Origin of the sequence: Geomonas azotofigens (assembly GCF_018919395.1) — a bacterium.
Classification (GTDB): domain Bacteria; phylum Desulfobacterota; class Desulfuromonadia; order Geobacterales; family Geobacteraceae; genus Geomonas; species Geomonas azotofigens.
This window is the reverse complement of the sequence record NZ_JAHLME010000003.1, coordinates 685,966-702,334: the sequence shown is the minus strand read 5'-3', so window position 1 is coordinate 702,334 and position 16,369 is coordinate 685,966. Positions and strand designations below refer to the sequence as shown.

At 62.2% G+C, this 16,369-nt stretch carries 10 protein-coding genes; 3 read left to right on the top strand and 7 right to left on the bottom strand.

All coding sequences use genetic code 11. From position 1 onward, the window contains the following. Nucleotides 1–15 precede the first annotated feature (15 nt). The 7 genes from KOL99_RS12880 to KOL99_RS12850 all read right to left on the bottom strand — a co-directional run bounded on the left by KOL99_RS12880 (nucleotide 16) and on the right by KOL99_RS12850 (nucleotide 10,951). The gene (locus tag KOL99_RS12880) at nucleotides 16–2,574 is read right to left on the bottom strand and encodes a molybdopterin-containing oxidoreductase family protein (RefSeq protein WP_216510855.1); all 2,559 of its coding nucleotides are present in this window, start codon (nucleotides 2,572–2,574) and stop codon (nucleotides 16–18) included. A 112-nt stretch (nucleotides 2,575–2,686) separates the two neighbouring features. Then, on the bottom strand, nucleotides 2,687–4,003 hold the full coding sequence (locus KOL99_RS12875; RefSeq protein ID WP_216510854.1) for a dihydrolipoamide acetyltransferase family protein: 1,317 nt from the start codon (nucleotides 4,001–4,003) through the stop codon (nucleotides 2,687–2,689). 21 nt (nucleotides 4,004–4,024) lie between these two features. Beyond that, nucleotides 4,025–4,990: an alpha-ketoacid dehydrogenase subunit beta gene (locus KOL99_RS12870; protein ID WP_216510853.1), complete on the bottom strand. Its 966-nt coding sequence runs from the start codon at nucleotides 4,988–4,990 to the stop codon at nucleotides 4,025–4,027. Between the two features lie 12 nt (nucleotides 4,991–5,002). Then, nucleotides 5,003–5,983, bottom strand: a complete 981-nt coding sequence (locus KOL99_RS12865; protein ID WP_216510852.1) for a thiamine pyrophosphate-dependent dehydrogenase E1 component subunit alpha — start codon at nucleotides 5,981–5,983, stop codon at nucleotides 5,003–5,005. Nucleotides 5,984–6,007: 24 nt separating this feature from the next. Further along, nucleotides 6,008–7,228 carry a M24 family metallopeptidase gene (locus KOL99_RS12860; protein ID WP_216510851.1) on the bottom strand — a complete coding sequence of 407 codons (1,221 nt, stop codon included), beginning with the start codon at nucleotides 7,226–7,228 and terminating at the stop codon, nucleotides 6,008–6,010. A gap of 110 nt (nucleotides 7,229–7,338) precedes the next feature. Then, nucleotides 7,339–8,220 carry an SDR family NAD(P)-dependent oxidoreductase gene (locus KOL99_RS12855; RefSeq protein WP_216510850.1) on the bottom strand — a complete coding sequence of 294 codons (882 nt, stop codon included), beginning with the start codon at nucleotides 8,218–8,220 and terminating at the stop codon, nucleotides 7,339–7,341. Between the two features lie 229 nt (nucleotides 8,221–8,449). Beyond that, complete coding sequence (locus tag KOL99_RS12850; RefSeq protein WP_216510849.1) at nucleotides 8,450–10,951, bottom strand: molybdopterin-containing oxidoreductase family protein; 2,502 nt, start codon at nucleotides 10,949–10,951, stop codon at nucleotides 8,450–8,452. Between the two features lie 1,150 nt (nucleotides 10,952–12,101). On the opposite strand from KOL99_RS12850, the gene KOL99_RS12845 reads away from it, so the two are divergent. The 3 genes from KOL99_RS12845 to kdpB are packed head-to-tail and all read left to right on the top strand — an operon-like array spanning nucleotide 12,102 to nucleotide 16,361. Then, complete coding sequence (locus KOL99_RS12845) at nucleotides 12,102–12,485, top strand: hypothetical protein (RefSeq protein ID WP_216510848.1); 384 nt, start codon at nucleotides 12,102–12,104, stop codon at nucleotides 12,483–12,485. 20 nt (nucleotides 12,486–12,505) lie between these two features. Further along, entirely contained in the window at nucleotides 12,506–14,290 is a 1,785-nt protein-coding gene (gene kdpA, locus KOL99_RS12840) for a potassium-transporting ATPase subunit KdpA (protein ID WP_216510847.1), read from the top strand. 1 nt (nucleotide 14,291) lies between these two features. Continuing rightward, nucleotides 14,292–16,361: a potassium-transporting ATPase subunit KdpB gene (kdpB, locus tag KOL99_RS12835; RefSeq protein ID WP_216510846.1), complete on the top strand. Its 2,070-nt coding sequence runs from the start codon at nucleotides 14,292–14,294 to the stop codon at nucleotides 16,359–16,361. The last annotated feature ends 8 nt before the right edge of the window (nucleotides 16,362–16,369 follow it).

Genomic DNA, 16,369 nt, shown 5'->3' with positions numbered 1-16,369 from the left:
CGCTATGACTGCCGATTACCGGTTGGTGATACCCGAAACGCCGGGGTATCCGGACTTTCCATCGACGAAGAGAGTGTGGGAGACCCTGTCCGAGATCCTCTCTATCTCTTCACAGCGGTAAACCTTGCAGAGCAGCCCGCGATTGGTCCAGTTGCCGCACATCTCATCCAGGGTCGCCGGATCGTCGTTGGTGAGCACGTTGATGTTGGAGTCCCAGCAGCCGCACTGCCACGGATCTTCCGCCGGCTGCTCCGGGAACCACCAGCTGGGCTGGGCGATGATCACCCCCGGGGCGATGTCGAAACCGATCCTGGCCCTCTGCTTCACGCGGCCCCGCGGCGATTCGATCCAGCACCAGTCGCCGTCGGCGATGCCGTTTTCGCGGGCGGTTTCCAGGTGGATCTGGAAGATCGGCCAGGGGAACATCTCCCTGGTGCCGGTGCCCGGCACGCGGTGCTCGGAGTGGAACATGGGCGACCAGCGGCCGCCGGTGGTCAGGATGATCGGGTACTCCTTGGCGAGCTCCGGGGTGCTGAAGGGGGACTCGGCCGGCTCGCGGTAGTACGGGATCGGGTCGTAGCCCAGCGTCTCGAAGGCGCTCGGATAGATCTCCAGCCTGCGCGAGGCGGTGGCGAAGCCGCGCACCTGGCCGTCCTTCTCGCGGATCATCTCGTGCTTTTTCTCCTGCACGTTGGGGGGGAGAAAGCCGGTCTCACAGAACTCCTCGTAGCTGATACCGACCCTCTCCAGCCTGTGAGCGATGACCTCCTCATAGGTCTCCCACGGCCAGTCGTTCTCCTGGCCAAGGCGCATGCCCAGGGCGCGGAAGAAGTCGTAGTCCATGCGACGGTCGGCGTGCGGCGGCACCGCGCGGTCGCCTCCCAGGTAGATGTCGGCCGAGTCTTCCACGGTCGAGCAGAGCGGACGCTCCATCCAGTCGGCGGCCGGCAGGATGTAGTCTGCCAGGGCGGCGGTCGGGGTCTTGAAGTACTCGAGCACCACGAACAGCTCCAGGCTGCGGAGCGCCTTGTTCACCAGCTTCGAGTTGGGCGACCAGACCATCGGGTTGCCGGACCAGCAGATGGCTGCCTTGACCGGATAGGGATCGCTGTTGAGCATCGCCCTCCAGACCATCGGCGCCGAGGAGAGGAGCTGGTGCACCTGCGGACGGGGGATGCCCCACATCTCGCGGTACGGCTTGTCGAGCAGTTCGAAGCCCTCCCACCCCATGAAGCGGTGGACGTCGCCGCCGATCAGCTTCTTGCGTGCCTCGGGGGAGACCGCCTCGGCCAGTTCAAGCTCGCAGTCGCGCACCGGGAAGACGCCGTTGATGACCGGCCCCGGCTCGGGGATGTAGTCGCCGCCGTTGATGTCCAGGTTGTTGGTGAAGGAGCGAAGCAGCATCTTGGCCATGCCAGCGTAGGTTGCGTTCCACCCCTGCTGGTCGACCGCCACACCCCAGCCGATGGTGCTCGGCCCCTGGGTGGCGTACATGAGCGCCGACTTGCGGATCTTGTCCACCGGAATCCCCGTGATGTCGGAGACGTAATCCGGCGGGTATTCGTCGATCTTCTTCTTGATCAGGTCGAAGGCGGTCCGGCAGGTCACCTTGGAGCCGTCGGCCAGGGTGACTTCGAACTCTCCTTCCAGGGAGTTCTTCACCCCGTCGTCGCGGTAGCGGTTTTCGGCGGAGAGCCAGACGGCGGGCTTGCCGGCGGCCTCGTCCCAACCGACGAAGTTGTCCGGGTTGCCCTTTGCGTCGAGATCGGTCTCCCTCAACAGGATCCCCTGGTCCATGCGGATCAGGAAGGGGCCGTTGGACCAGTTGGTGAGGAAGTCACGGTCGTACACCCCTTCGTTGAGGATGACGTTGCACCAGCCGAGCATGAGCGCCAGGTCGGTCCCCGGGCGGATCTGCAGGTACATGTCGGCGTGGCGGACCGGGTCGATCATCACCGGGTCGATGACGATCAGGTTGGGGCGCTCCTCGTAGGGATGCTCGTAGGCGTCTCTGAGTATCTTGGTGACCCAGCTCTTGGGGCTGTAGCGCTCGGTGAGGCGCGTGCCCCAGATCACGATGGTCTTCGCGCTGCCGATGGTGTGGTTGAACGCGGTCTCGGTGGTGAAGCCGCACATCGCCATGTTGATGGCGTAGAGGGCGCACCAGCAGATGGTGCCGGGATCGGCGATGTTGCCGGGGTTCCCCCACAGGTTCGTGAAGCGGCTTCTGGCCCAGAGGTGGTCGGAGCGGTAGGTCCCTTCGATGGCGGTAAGCGTTTCCGGGCCGTACTTCTCCTTGAGCTCGCTCAACTTGGCGGCGATCTCGTCCAGAGCCTGCTCGTACGGGATCTGCTCCCACTTGTCCTCGCCGCGCTCCCCCGCCCTTTTCAGGGCGTGGTTGATCCGCTTCGGGTGGTAGTGGAACTTGATGGCCCGCTCGCCGTTGTCACCGATCCTTTCGCACATGCTCGACGAGAAGTCGGCGGTGTTCTGCTTCATCTTGACGATGACGCCGTCCTTCGAGCCGACCAGCATGCTGCAATGGGAGTGACAGAAGAAACAACGGGATTTCACCCATTTGACTCCCTCCTCATCCACATATCCGTTCGGGATAAACTCTTCTTCCATCTCAAAATTGTCTTCCATCCGACACTCCTTTTGCGTGTAATCGTTCTGTATCCGGCTCTCACACCAGCATCATCTGCGGGTCGGTCAGCATCTCGTGCAGGTGGCCGAGAAACTCCCCCGGCGGCGCCCCGTCCATGATGCGGTGGTCGAAGGTGATGGAAACCGGCATGATCGGCCTGATGGCGATGGCGCCGTCTACGATGGCCGGGCGGTCCACGATGCTGGCGGTTCCCAGTATGGCCGCCTCCGGCTGGTTGATGACCGGGGTCTGCACATGCCAGACCGGTCCCAGCGTGCCGGTGTTGGTGATGGTGAAGGTCCCACCGGAGGTCTCATCCACGGAGAGCTTCCCCGCCCTGGCGCGCTCCATCAGGTCTTTGCGGCGCGCGCTGATCTCACGCAGCGTGAGCCGGTCGGCGTTGTGGATGACCGGCACCACCAGGGCGTTGTTGCCGTCCTCCATCCGGGTCGAGACGGCGAACCCGATGTTGACCTCGTCCCAGAGCAGGATCTCGTTGCCGATCAGGCTGGAATTCATGATCGGCGTCCTCTTGAGCGCCCTGGCCGCCGCCATGACGAAGAGGTCGGTGTAGGTGATGCCCGGCCCCGCGGGGGCCAACTTCTCGTTGAGCCGCTCGCGCAGGGCGATCATCTGGGTCATGTCCACTTCGGAGAGCACCGAGACCGGCGCGGAAACGCTGTGGCTGTGCTGCATGTGCTCCGAGATCACCTTCCGGATCCCCTTGAGCGACAGCACCGCTTTGGCGCTCTTGCCGAAGGCCGGCACCGCTGCCTTGCAGGGGGACTGGCTCCGAAGCTGCCTCTCCCCTTCCACCGGGACCGGGGCGACCGCCGGCACGGCGGCCGAGACCGGCCGGCTCGTGGCAGCCTCGACGTCCTTGCGGACGATGCGCCCCCCCGGCCCGCTCCCGGCTATGCTCCCCGGGTCGATCCCCTGCTCCGCCGCCATCCGGCGCGCCAGCGGCGAAATCTTCACCCGCTCCCCGGCGCATGCGCAGGGAGCCGCGGAGGCCGCCGGGGCCGCCGCCGGAACCGGCTCTCCGCCGCCAGTTTCCGCTGCAGCCGGTGCGGTTGAGGCCGACCCGGCTCCACCCTTCAGGGCCTGGGCGTACTCCTCCTCGGTCTCGGCGATGTAGCCCACCACCTCACCGCACGGAACTTCGTCGCCGACGGCAGCCACAATCACCAGCTTGCCGGCCACCGGCGCCTCGATTTCGTTGGCCACCTTCTCGGTGTCGATCACCAGCACCGGGGCGTCCTTCTCCACCCGGTCCCCCTGCCGGTAGCGCCACTCGGCGACGGTGGCCTTCTCCATGGTCATCCCCAGCTTGGGGATGAAAAGTTTGGTTAACATAGCGCCCTCTCCTACTTGTCTCTAAATCCCCGCCGCCGTCTCGATCGCCTTGATCACCTGCGGCAGCTGCGGGATGACGTACTTCTCCATGGCCGCCCCCGCTATCGGCGAGTTGGCCGCGCACAGCCGGCTCACCGGCGCATCCAGGTAGTCGAAGGCCTGCTCGTTGATCTGCTGGGCGATCTCCGCCGCCACTCCGCAGCACTCGGTGTCCTCGTCGATGATCACCACCCGGTTGGTCTTCTTCACCGATGCGACGATGGTCTCCATGTCCAGCGGCACCAGCGTCCTCGGGTCGATCACCTCTACGGAGAGCTTCCCTTCCAGCTGCTTGGCCGCCTCCAGCGCCAGGTTGACCATGTAGGAGGTGGCCACCACGGTGACGTCGGTACCGCTGCGCTTCACCTCGGCCTGGCCAAGCGGGATGACGTACTCCTCGTCGGGAATGGCCTGCTTCATCGGCATGCACTTCTTGTGGAAGAAGAAGCAGACCGGGTTGTTGTCCCGGATGGCCGCCTTCATGAGCCCCTTGGCGTCGTAAGGGTTGCTGGGCATGGCCAGCTTGAGGCCGGGGTTGTGCATGACCATGGCGGCCGGGATGCGGGAGTGTTCCGGGCCGTTGCCGAAGCCTCCGCCCGCCACCCCGAGGAACACGCAGGGGACCCCCACCTCGCCGTTGTGGATGAAGTACTGCTGCGCCGCCTTCATGAGCACCTCGTCGGCTGCGCAGTAGATGAAGTCGGCGAAGGTAAGGTCGCAGACCGGGCGGTAGCCGGCCATGGCGGCCCCCACGGTGGCGCCGGCTATGGCCAGTTCGCTGAGCGGCGCATCCATGACCCGCTCCGGTCCGAATTGCTGCACGAGTCCTTTGGTGGCCAGAAACGGGCTTTCCTGGACGTTCTCGCCGATGACAAATACCTTCTCATCCCTGGCCATCTCCTCTGCGATGGCCTCGGAGATGGCATTCCAGTACATTAGTTCTTTCATCTCTCACTCCATTCAGGGCGCGTAGACCATGTCGGGCAGTCTCGCGGGATCGGGGAAGGGGCTGTCGAAGGAGAATTTCTCGGCGGCTGCGGACTCTTCGTCCGCCTCCCTGGCGATCTCCTCGATCAGCGCCGCGGTCAGCACCTTCTTCTTGAGGAGCTTCTCCTCGAAGAGCCTGACCGGGTCACGCTCCATCCAGGAGGCGATCTCCTCCTTGCTCCTGGGCTCGTAGTGGCTGACGTCCGGGCGCCCCTCGGAATGCGGGCGGTAGCGGAAGGTCTTGCACTCGATGAGCGATGGTCCCTCCCCCTTCCTCGCCCGCTCCACCGCCTTTTCGGTGGCGCGGTAGACGGCGAGGACGTCCATGCCGTCCACGATCTCGCCGGGGACCTGGTACGCCTTGGCCAGGTCCGCCACGTGCTCCACCGCGGTGGTGTCACAGTTGGGGGTGAACCAGGCCATGCCGTTGTTCTCGACGACGAACACCACAGGGAGCTTCCAGGCGGCGCAGAGGTTCATCGCCTCGTGAAACTGCCCGCGCTGCACCCCGCCGTCGCCCGAAAAGCAAAAGGCGATCTGGCCCCTGCCGTTCTTCTTGGCCGCAAGACCGTAGCCCGCGCTGAGCACGAACCCGGAGCCGATGGTGCCGGCCGAGGAAAGCACTCCCTTCTCCTTGTCCACCGCGTGAAAGCCGGTGATCCCTCCGCCCCAGCCGGTAGCTCTCCCCATGTGTTCGGCAACGCAGCTTTTCGGGTCGATGCCGCGGGGAATGCTGTAGGGGAGGCCATGGCCCCGGTGGTGGATGAAGAGGTAGTCGTCGTCCCGCGCCAGCGAGCTCGCCCCGACGCCGACCGCCTCGTGGCCGTGGGCGCTGTGGTAGAAGGTGAGAAGCTTCCCTTCGGCGGCGAGCCTCACATTGAGCTGATCGAACTTCCTGGTCCGGATCAGGCTTCGGTATAGGTGCAACAGATCCTGCTTGCTCAGTTCTTTCATGTTGTCTCCCTCAGGCGGTCTCCGCTAGCGCGGCGCGCAGACCATCAGCTCCTCGCAGGGCCACTGGGTGATGACCTTGTGGCCGGTCTCGGTCACGATGATCTGGGACTCGATCCTGGCCCCGTCGTCACCGTCGCCACAGAAGGTCTCCAGCGCAAAATGCATCCCCGCCTCGATCTGCGACGGGCAGTCGATCAAGGCCCGGGTGATGAACGGCTTCTCGTGGATGCTGAGGCCGATGCCGTGACCTATGCAAAGGCCTGCGGCGGCCATCTCGTTGGGGAAGCCCAGTTCCTGCGCCGAGGGCCACTGACGGGCGATGTCCGAGGTGGTGATGCCCGGCTTGACCACCTCGATGGAGCGCTGCAGCCAGTCGTAGGCCTTCTTGTAGAGGTCCTTCTGCTTTTGCGTCGCGCGGGTGGTGGCGAAGGTGCGGTAGTAGCAGGTGCCGTAGCCAAGGTAGTGGCTCATGATGTCGATGAAGACCAGTTCGCCGGGGCGGATCATCCGGTCGGAGCAGTCGTGCGGGTGCGGGTTGCTTCTCGGCCCTGACACGCAGTTCACCCCTGTCATCCGGTCGGCCCCGTGGCTGAGCATCCAGCCGTAGATCTCGGCCACGATGTCGCTCTCCCTGACGCCGGGGCGAATGAAGTTGGCGACGTGCTCCCAGCAGCCGTCCGCCAGCGAGGCGGAGGTCTCGATCAGCTTCAGCTCGTCCGGCGACTTGATGACCCGGGCGTCCCACATCACGTCCCAGCCGTTGACGATGTTGAGGTCCTTCTCCTTCAGGGCGCCCAGGATGTAAAGGTCGACGCTGTCGATGCCGATCGGTTCCTTCTCCACCTTGTTGGCGGCGAGCACCTGGTGGATCTTGGCCGTGGTCGCACCCAGCATGACGGCGTTCCCCACGGGGTGATTGGCGCCGCGCAGCCAGCCGCCGCCGGGCTGGATGTTCTCCCGCTCGAGCCAGGGGCAAAGCTCCTTTTTCACCTCGGCGGCCGACCCGACCTCGAAGAGGACCGGCTTGCCTCCCCTGGGGATCACGGCCCAGCGGACGTACTTGTCCCGGCTCCAGTCACCAAGGGCGGTGGAGGTGGCGTAGCGGATGTTGTCGGGGTCGAAGCAGATCATGGCCCCGAGGTTCTTCTCCACCAGTTGTTGTTGAATCCTGTCCAGCTTGTATGCCCGCATTGCGTCGAAATCGACGCGGCGTTCCAGGTCGGTTGCGTTGATACCCAGAGTCATGACGAACTCCCTTTATCGGTGTAGGTGTGTCTGCCGGGGGACAGGCTCCGCAGAGGCCTGTCCCCTTGGCTGCTTGCCGACTCGATATCCCCCCTGTTCAAAGGGGGGGATTACAGCCCCACGTCCATGGTCTTGATGGCGGCCTCGCCGTAGGCGCTCTTGTCGTAATGGCCCAGCCCCGGCTTCATGGCCTGGAGCGCCGGGAGGATGTTGCGCCTGGGGATCGCCGAGGACCTGCCGCCGTCCACCTCGACGGAGACGCCGGTGACGTAGGAGGCATCGTCGGAAACGAGGTAGAGCGCCGCGTTGGCGACATCCATCGGGGTCGCCATCCGGTGCATCGGCACCATGCCGGCCAGGGCGTCCCACATCTGCGGCGGGTGGTGGCGGAACATGTCGGTCATGACGAAGCCCGGAACCACGCAGTTGACGCGGACCTCGGGAGCGAGCCACCCCGCCAGGATGCGGTACAGCGCGTTGACCGCGTTCTTGGCGGTCATGTAGTGCGGGTCCGCCGGGGTGGCGGTGCCGGCCGAACTGGTGGAGGTGAAGAGGATGGATCCCTTCGACTTCTGCAGATGCGGGATGGCCAGCTTGGTCAGGAAGAACGGTCCCTTGATGATGCTGTTGTAGGTCACGTCCCATACCTCCTCGGTCACGTCCTCAAGCTCCCCGGCCACCCAGTGGATGGCGGCGTTGTGGTACAGGATGTCGAGCTTGCCGAACTCCTTGATGCAGGCGTCGATCAGCCCGGGAAGCTCTGAGATCTTGCCGACGTCGGCCTTGACCGCGATGGCCTTTCCCCCCAGTTCCCTGATCTTGCTGACGACCTGGTCGGCGGCCTCCTTGTCCTTTTGGTAATTCACCACGACATCGGCGCCGTGGGCTCCGAACAGTATCGCGGCGGCCCTTCCCATGCCGCGGGAGGCCCCGGTGATGATGGCGGTCTTACCTACCAGTTTCTTGTCTGTAATCTTCAGATCCTCTGACATGGCTATCTCCTTTTTCATTCAGCGTAGATTTAGAGTCGATCCCCCGCTCCCTGTCCCCCCTTTGACAAAGGCGGACAGGGGGAGCGCAGATTTAGAGTTGATCTCCCGCTCCAGGTCCCCCCCTTGATACAGGGGGACAGGGGGAGCAGATTTAGAGTTGATCTCCCCTCTAGGTCCCCCCCTTGAGACAGGGGGGACAGGGGGGATTTGCTTTTGGCTGTTTGCTTTCCTACCTTGACCGGTCGTCCGCCAGGTTGGACCCTTCCACCACCTTGTAGACCTTGCACGGCAGCGCGGTGTGCGGCCAGGACCCGAAGACCGGATCGCACAGCTCGGGGTCGTCCTCGGTCAACACGTTGGTGTTGGAGATGAACAAACCGTGGACGTAGGGCTCCTCGCCGGGCATTTCCGGGTACCAGAAATGGTGCATGGTCCTGACGCAGGTCTGGTCGATGCCGAAGGTGAGCCTGGCGCGCTGCCTGATCCGCCCTTTGCGCGTCTCGATCCAGACCCAATCGCCGTCGACGATGGGAGGATCCATCCTGCGGGCCACGTCGGGATGGATGTCCATGATCGGTTCCGGACACATTTTGCGCAGCGAAGGGACCTCGTAGAACTGGGAATGGTAGTTCGGGAGGTGCCGGTCGATGCCGATCAAGGTAAGCGGGTACTCGGCGTTCAGCTCCGGCTCGTTGATCGGGCTCAACGCCGGCTCGTAGTACTCCGGAAGCGGGTCGTAGCGCAGCTCCTCCAGCATGACCGACCAGACCTCCGCCTTCGCCGTGGGGGTCGCGAAGCCGTTTCTCAGCTTGTACTGCTCGATGATGGGGGCGGGGTAATCGAAGCCGACCTTCTCGCCGAACTCGGCGATGTCCTTGCAGTCGTACTCCTTGAGGAGTCCCTGGGCGCGCCAGTTGTAGCACTCGGTGAGGTCCTTCCACTGCCAGTCCTGGCCGAAGCCGAGGCGCTCGGCGAGCCCCTTGAAGACGTCGTAGTCGGAGCGGCGCTCGAACTCCGGCGGCATCACCGCGTCGGTCAGATGGATGAAGTTGAAGATGTCGCACGGTGTGGACGGGCCGATCTCGGGACGCTCGAACCAGTCCGACATGGGGAGCACGTAATCGCACATCACCGCGGTCGGCGTCATGGTGAATTCGAGTGCGACCGCGAGGTCGAGCTTCTTGAAGGCCTCGAAGACGCGCTTGGAGTTGCTGTACTTGACCAGAGGGTTGCTACCGTTGACGATGATCGCCCTGGTGCGGTCAGGCTTCTCATCAATGATGTCCCCCCAGATGATATGGTGGTGCCCCTGGTTGGAGTACATGGCGTTGGATGCAACGCCCCACTGCTTCTTCTCGTACTTGGCCTTCAGATCGAACCCCTGGAAGGTGAGCGCACGGAAACGGTCCCATCCCGGCTGCTTTTTCTTCTCTTCCTCCGGGAACGCCTCGTCGGGGCGAAGCTCCATGTCGTAGATGCTCACCAGCTTGCCCGTGTCGTAGCAGCCGGTCAGGTTCTCGCAGCGGTCGATATTGCCCACGATGGCGCGGATGATGTCGCGGCAGCGGTACACGCTGGAAGAGCCGGGGGCGAAGGCGTCGTAGGTGTGGCCGGGCGTCATGAACATGCTCGGGGTGTTGGTGGCGTAGGTCTCACAGGCTCTGACGATCTTGTGCGCCGGGATGTTGGTCACTTCCGCGGCCTTTTCCGGCGTCCACTCATCCACGCGCTCAATGAGCCTGGTCCAGACGGTCTTGCACTCGACCTCGCTGCCGTCTTTGAGCTTTACCGCGAAGATCCCTTCCAGCGCTTTCTCTACCCCCTCCTCGATATACACGCGCTCGTCGGCGTTCCAGATCGACGGCGCGCCGGTCCTGGTATTCCAGACCACGAAGGCATCCCTGGGAACGCCGTCCACGAGCTCCTCCCCCCGCAGGATTTTGCCGGTGTCGCTGCGGACGAGGAACGGGGAGTTAGACCACTCCTCGACGAATTCCTCGTCGTACCAGTGGTTCTCGATGATCAGCTTGATCCAGCACAGCCACAGCGCGATGTCGGTGCCGGGACGGATCTGGAGCCACTGGTCGGCAAAATTGACCGGCGCGGTAGCGCGTGGATCGACGACGATCAGCTTCAGGCCGAACTTCGCCCCCTCTTTCAGGGCGTTGTACAGCTGCGGCACCGTCTCGTGCGCGTTGCCGACCAGGACGGCCGCCTGGGGAGGGGTATTCGGATCGGGGAAGGGACTTGCGGTCCAGCCGAAGGTATGTTCCGAGGTAATGAACTGGGCACCGTAGCAGATCTGCTCGTTGCCGATCTTGTTGACCGTTCCGAAACCGACCATCCAGCGCCAGGGCACCCAGTTGTTGTCGGAATGGTGGGCGGTGCCGGTCGCCGAACAGACGCAGTGCGGTCCGTAATTGTCTTTAAGCCCTTGAAGCTTGGCGGCGATCTCGTCCAGCGCCTGGTCCCACGAGATTCGCTCCCACTTGTTCTCGCCGCGCTTTCCGGCACGCTTGAGCGGGTAGTTGATGCGCTTCTCCCCGTAGTGGTACTCGATCGAGGCCTTGCCGTCCTGCGCCAGGAACCCGCGCGGACAGTTGTCAATGCAGATCTTCTCCGGGTCGGGCGTCACCTTCACCAGTTTCCCGTCCTCCAAATGCGCCTTTACGAAGCAGGCCGTGTGAGCACACCCGTAACATGTGCTGGTTTTGATCTCGACTTTTCCCATCTGGCTACCTCCTCAAAGTTTTTCACGACAGTGCCGGTACCGACACCAAAACCGCCAAGGCCGGAACCGCGTTTCCCGGCAAGAAATATACTCAATAGTTATACTTTTCGGTAAAAATATATGAACCCGTTTTTTGTGTCAATATAAAAAATTGTTTTATTCATAAAAAATTGCCAGACCCTGCGCCTGGCGCCCATAACACGCCACGCCCAAGACCACGTTCTCATTAAGAAATAAGTCCTGCCTTTTCCAAAATGACCACCAAACAACGTTGGTGCCACCACTCCAGCAGCCCCTCCCCGCCCCTTCTTCATGACCACTCGCGGCACCCCGACACAGGTTGCCTACAAACGTCGTTCAAGGAGTTCGGTGCAGGCGAGGTGCAGGCAACAACCTGGGAAGAAAAAGACACATGTGTGAAGAGAGTGAACAAACGACGTTAGCGGAGAAAGTAGAGAAAGGTGACAGAGGGACTGCTGTGGTCTAAGGGATCTTTCTGTGAAAAGGGGGGATTGGTTGGGGGGGGAGCGGCACTGAGTTGAACCTGTGACCGCTTATTGGTGACGCTCTGGCGTTATCACATAAAGAGCCCACGCACTACTACTCGAATGGGGGCTCGAAGTCCGGGACCGAACTATCCACCTCTTTTGCCACCCTGCCCGCGGGTGCATAAACGTACAGAGTTCGGCATTTATCAACGGTTCTTGCCCATGTTACACCATCAACAGCCACAAGGGACCACTGCGGATCTACGCGACAAATGTTTCAACGTAATTACAACACGTTAGGCTTGCTGTTGAATAGTTATGCAAAACGCTAAAATAGTTAAAAACACGCCACATTCACGTCAACTATCCACAGGCCTAAGGTCTTTATCCACAACCGCAGTGGAAACGTAGTAAAAGCCGATCTTTGCACAAGCAGTGAAGGCCACCTCTATCTCAAAGAGCTAGCGACCAACTGCCCTTCACAACTTTTTAATGCCTTTGCGGGGCATTTTAACACCCTCTTTAGATGTTCAGCGATAGGATAATATCCAGATGTAAACCGAACCACCTTGAGACCACCATGAAGATCTGTCTTTACTGCCCGGAATCAGGAGTAAAGAGGGAACCATCCGTGACATTGTCTGACTTCGACGGAGTGTGAAATGAAAAAGTTGCTGCTACTGTTAACGTTGCCGGTATTCTTGGCTTCTCCCCTGTATGCTGTTTCATACCCCCCTTCCGTTCAGGAACCTGTCTACCTGAAAGAGGATGAAGTGATGTCGGCCGGGGCCAAGGTGCACATGTTCCACAGCGGGACGCATGATGTGCATAACGCCATCAAGGTGGGCGATATCCTGACGGTTTACCACGAGTATCCTCCGGACTTGTGGACGGTGGGCAAGCAGACCGGGAAGGTCAAGGTAATCGGCACGATCGGTGACTATTATTTCGAGGGGCACGTCATCGAGGGGTTTGCAAAGCCGGGAAGCCTCGCGGTGAAAGGCTCAACGGCCTGTATCATTACCACTCGTCTCAAGCAGAAGTAAAAAATCGCAGGGAGAACACCATGAACATGTACGAATGGCTGCAGACCACCCTTTTTTTCGTACTCCTGCTGCTGGCAATAAAGCCGCTGGGGAGCTACCTAGCCAAGGTCTTCCAGGGTGACCGCACGTTCCTCTCTCCGGTCCTGATCCCCTGCGAGAACTTCCTCTACCGCATCTGCGGCGTGGACAAGGATGAGGAGATGCAGTGGCAGCGGTACGCGTGGGCACTGATCCTTTTCAACATCATCTGCGGGGTCGCCCTGCTCGCGATCCTGCTGCTCCAGGGAATCCTGCCTCTGAACCCACAGAAGTTGCCGGCTTTCTCGTGGCCCTTGGCGCTCAACACGGCGGTCAGCTTCATGACCAACACCAACTGGCAGAACTACGGCGGCGAGTCTACGGCGAGCTACTTCACCCAGATGGCCGGCTTTGCAGTACACAACTTCCTCTCCGCCGCTACCGGCATCGTGGTCGCCATCGCCACCATTCGCGGCTTCGTCCGGCGCAGGCTCTCGGAGATCGGCAATTTCTACGTCGACCTCGCCAGGTGCACCCTCTACATCCTGCTTCCCATCTCGCTGGTCTTCGCGGTATTCCTGGTGTCCCAAGGGGTGATCCAGAACTTCAGCGGCTATAAGACGGTGCCGCTGGTCCAGGCGACCAGCTACGACAAGCCGAAGCTGGATGCGAAAGGGAAGGCGCTGAAGGACGCCAAGGGGAACGCGGTGACCGAAACGGTCACGGTGAAAGAAGTGACCATTCCGATGGGACCGGTTGCTTCCCAGGAGGCGATCAAGGAACTGGGCACCAACGGCGGCGGTTTCTTCAACGCCAACTCGGCGCACCCTTACGAGAACCCTACCCCGCTCTCCAACATCGTGGAGGTCTTCCTGATCCTCCTCATCAGCGGTAGCCTCACCTACACCTTCGGGGTGATGGCGGGGAACACCCGCCAGGGGTGGGCGCTGCTGGCGGTGATGCTGGCGATCCTGGTTACCGCGACGGTCGTCCTCTACTGTGCCGAAACGAGCGGCAATCCTTTGGTGGCCAAGCTCGGCGTGCACGGCGTCAACATGGAAGGGAAAGAGACACGATTCGGCGTAATCGGCACCTCGCTGTTCGCGGCGGCAACCACCGGCACCTCCTGCGGCGCGGTCAACGCCATGCACGATTCCATGACGCCCCTGGGAGGGATGGTTCCACTGTCCTTGATCCTCCTTTCGGAGGTGGTCTTCGGAGGCGTGGGCACCGGACTCTACACCATGATCGCCTTCGTGGTGATCGCGGTCTTCATCGCGGGGCTGATGATCGGGCGAACGCCGGAGTTGCTGGGGAAAAAGATCGAGGTGCGCGAGATGTGGATGTCCATCATCACCGTGCTCACCTCCGGCGTGCTGGTGCTGATCTTCTCGGGGCTTGCCCTGCTGCTGCCGTCGTCGGTCTCCTCTATGGCCAACCCCGGCGCGCACGGGCTCTCCGAGGTGCTGTACGCGTTCGCCTCCATGTCCAACAACAACGGCAGCGCCTTCGCGGGGCTGAACGGCAACACCGTCTTCTACAACCTCTCCGGGGCGATCGCCATGTTCCTCGGGCGCTTCGCCCCAATCGTGGCGTCGCTGGCCATGGCCGGTTCTCTGGCCGGGAAGAAATACGTCCCACCGAGCCTGGGCACCCTCCCCACCGACAAGATCCCCTTCGCGCTCTGGCTGACGCTGGTGATACTCATCGTCGGTGCGCTCACCTTCTTCCCGGCACTCTCGCTGGGACCGATCGTCGAACACCTGATCATGCTGGGAGGTAAGTAACATGTCCAAACACGCACCCGAACCAATATCAATGTTCGATCTCCGCATCCTGAAGCCCGCCCTCGTGGAATCGATAAAGAAACTGGACCCGAGGGGACTTTGGCGCAACCCGGTGATGTTCTGCGTCGAGATCGCAAGCGTCATCACCCTGGTCACCTTCGTCATGTCGCTCACCGGCGCCAACAAGGAACCGGCCTGGTTCACGGGGCTCGTTTCCATCTGGCTCTGGCTTACCGTGATCTTCGCCACCTTCGCCGAAGCGCTGGCTGAGGGGCGCGGCAAGGCGCGCGCCGCTTCCCTCAGGAAAAGCCGCACCGAGGTGACGGCAAAACGGCTGAAAAAGCCTGAATTCGGCGCCCCCTTCGAGACGGTCCCGGCACAATCGCTCAGAAAGGACGACTACATCCTGGTCGAGGCCCACGAGATGATCGCCGGGGACGGCGACGTGGTAGCCGGTGCGGCGCTGGTCAACGAGGCTGCGGTCACCGGCGAATCGGCCCCGGTGGTGAGGGAGTCTGGCGGCGACCGGAGTGCGGTCACCGGCGGCACCGAGGTGATCGCCAACTCGATCATCGTGAGGATCACCGCGAACCCCGGCGAAACCTTCCTGGACCGCATGATCTCCCTCATCGAGGGTGCCAAGCGGAGGAAGACGCCCAACGAGATCGCCCTGGAGGTGCTGCTCATCGCGCTCACCCTGGTGTTCCTGCTGGTCTGCGCCAACATAAGCCCCCTCTCCCTCTACTCGGTGCGGGCGGCTGGACAGGGAACGCCGGTTTCGCTCACCGTGCTGGTCGCACTCTTCGTCTGCCTGGCGCCGACCACCATCGCCGCGCTGCTGCCGGCCATCGGCATCGCCGGCATGGATCGCCTGTTCCAGAAAAACGTGATCGCCCTCTCCGGCCGCGCCATAGAGGCGGCAGGCGACGTCAACGTGCTCCTGCTCGACAAGACCGGCACCATCACCCTGGGCAACCGCGAGGCAGTGGAGTTCGTGCCGGTGGCCGGGCACACCGAGAAGGAACTGGCCGAGGCGGCGCTGATCGCGTCGCTTACCGACGAGACCCCGGAGGGAAGGAGCATCGTCGCTCTGGCCAGGAAGAAGTACGACCTGGACCTGGCGTCGCTCCCCACCGACGCCCATACCATCGCTTTCAGCGCCGAAACGCGCCTGTCGGGTGTAGACACCTTCGGCAGGAAATACCGCAAGGGTGCCTCGGACTCCGCCATCTCCTTCGTCAAAAGCATGGGCGCCGCCTCCATTCCGTCCAACCTGGCGGACGTGGTGGACCGGATCGCCCGGGCCGGGGCAACGCCGCTCGTGGTCTGCAGCGACGCGGAGATACTGGGCGTGATCAACCTTAAGGACATCATCAAGGGAGGGATCCAGGAGCGCTTCCAGCAGCTGCGCAGCATGGGCATCAAGACGGTGATGATCACCGGTGACAACCCGCTCACCGCCGCGGCCATAGCTGCCGAAGCGCAGGTGGACGATTTCCTGGCCCAAGCAAAGCCCGAAGACAAGCTGCGCCTGATCAAGGAGCACCAGGAGCAAGGTTTCATGGTGGCCATGACCGGCGACGGCACCAACGACGCCCCGGCGCTGGCCCAGGCGGACGTGGCGGTCGCCATGAACACAGGCACTCAACCGGCGCGCGAGGCGGCCAACATCATCGATCTCGACTCGAACCCGACCAAACTCCTGGACATCGTCGAGGTGGGCAAGCAGATCCTGATGACCAGGGGGAACCTGACCACCTTCAGCATCTCCAACGACGTGGCCAAGTACTTCGCCATCATTCCGGCCATGATGCTATCGATCTACCCTCAGCTGAACGTGCTGAACGTGATGCGCCTGTCCAGTCCCTTCAGCGCCATCCTCTCGGCGGTGATCTTCAACGCGCTCATCATACCGATCCTGGTGCCGTTGGCGCTCAAAGGAACCAAGTTTCGCCCCATGCCTGCCGAGAAACTATTGATCCACAACCTGCTCATCTACGGTCTAGGCGGAATTATAGCGCCGTTTATCGGCATCAAGGCCATCGATATGGCTGTGTCACTGTTTGCGTGAAGCGACCG

Excerpts from the sequence above, each read along its gene's own strand:
- KOL99_RS12875 (WP_216510854.1), bottom strand. The coding sequence starts at position 4,003 with ATGTTAACCAAACTTTTCATCCCCAAGCTGGGGATGACCATGGAGAAG.
- KOL99_RS12870 (WP_216510853.1), bottom strand. The coding sequence starts at position 4,990 with ATGAAAGAACTAATGTACTGGAATGCCATCTCCGAGGCCATCGCAGAG.
- KOL99_RS12865 (WP_216510852.1), bottom strand. The coding sequence starts at position 5,983 with ATGAAAGAACTGAGCAAGCAGGATCTGTTGCACCTATACCGAAGCCTG.
- KOL99_RS12860 (WP_216510851.1), bottom strand. The coding sequence starts at position 7,228 with ATGACTCTGGGTATCAACGCAACCGACCTGGAACGCCGCGTCGATTTC.
- KOL99_RS12855 (WP_216510850.1), bottom strand. The coding sequence starts at position 8,220 with ATGTCAGAGGATCTGAAGATTACAGACAAGAAACTGGTAGGTAAGACC.
- KOL99_RS12850 (WP_216510849.1), bottom strand. The coding sequence starts at position 10,951 with ATGGGAAAAGTCGAGATCAAAACCAGCACATGTTACGGGTGTGCTCAC.
- KOL99_RS12845 (WP_216510848.1), top strand. The coding sequence starts at position 12,102 with ATGAAAAAGTTGCTGCTACTGTTAACGTTGCCGGTATTCTTGGCTTCT.
- kdpA (WP_216510847.1), top strand. The coding sequence starts at position 12,506 with ATGAACATGTACGAATGGCTGCAGACCACCCTTTTTTTCGTACTCCTG.
- kdpB (WP_216510846.1), top strand. The coding sequence starts at position 14,292 with ATGTCCAAACACGCACCCGAACCAATATCAATGTTCGATCTCCGCATC.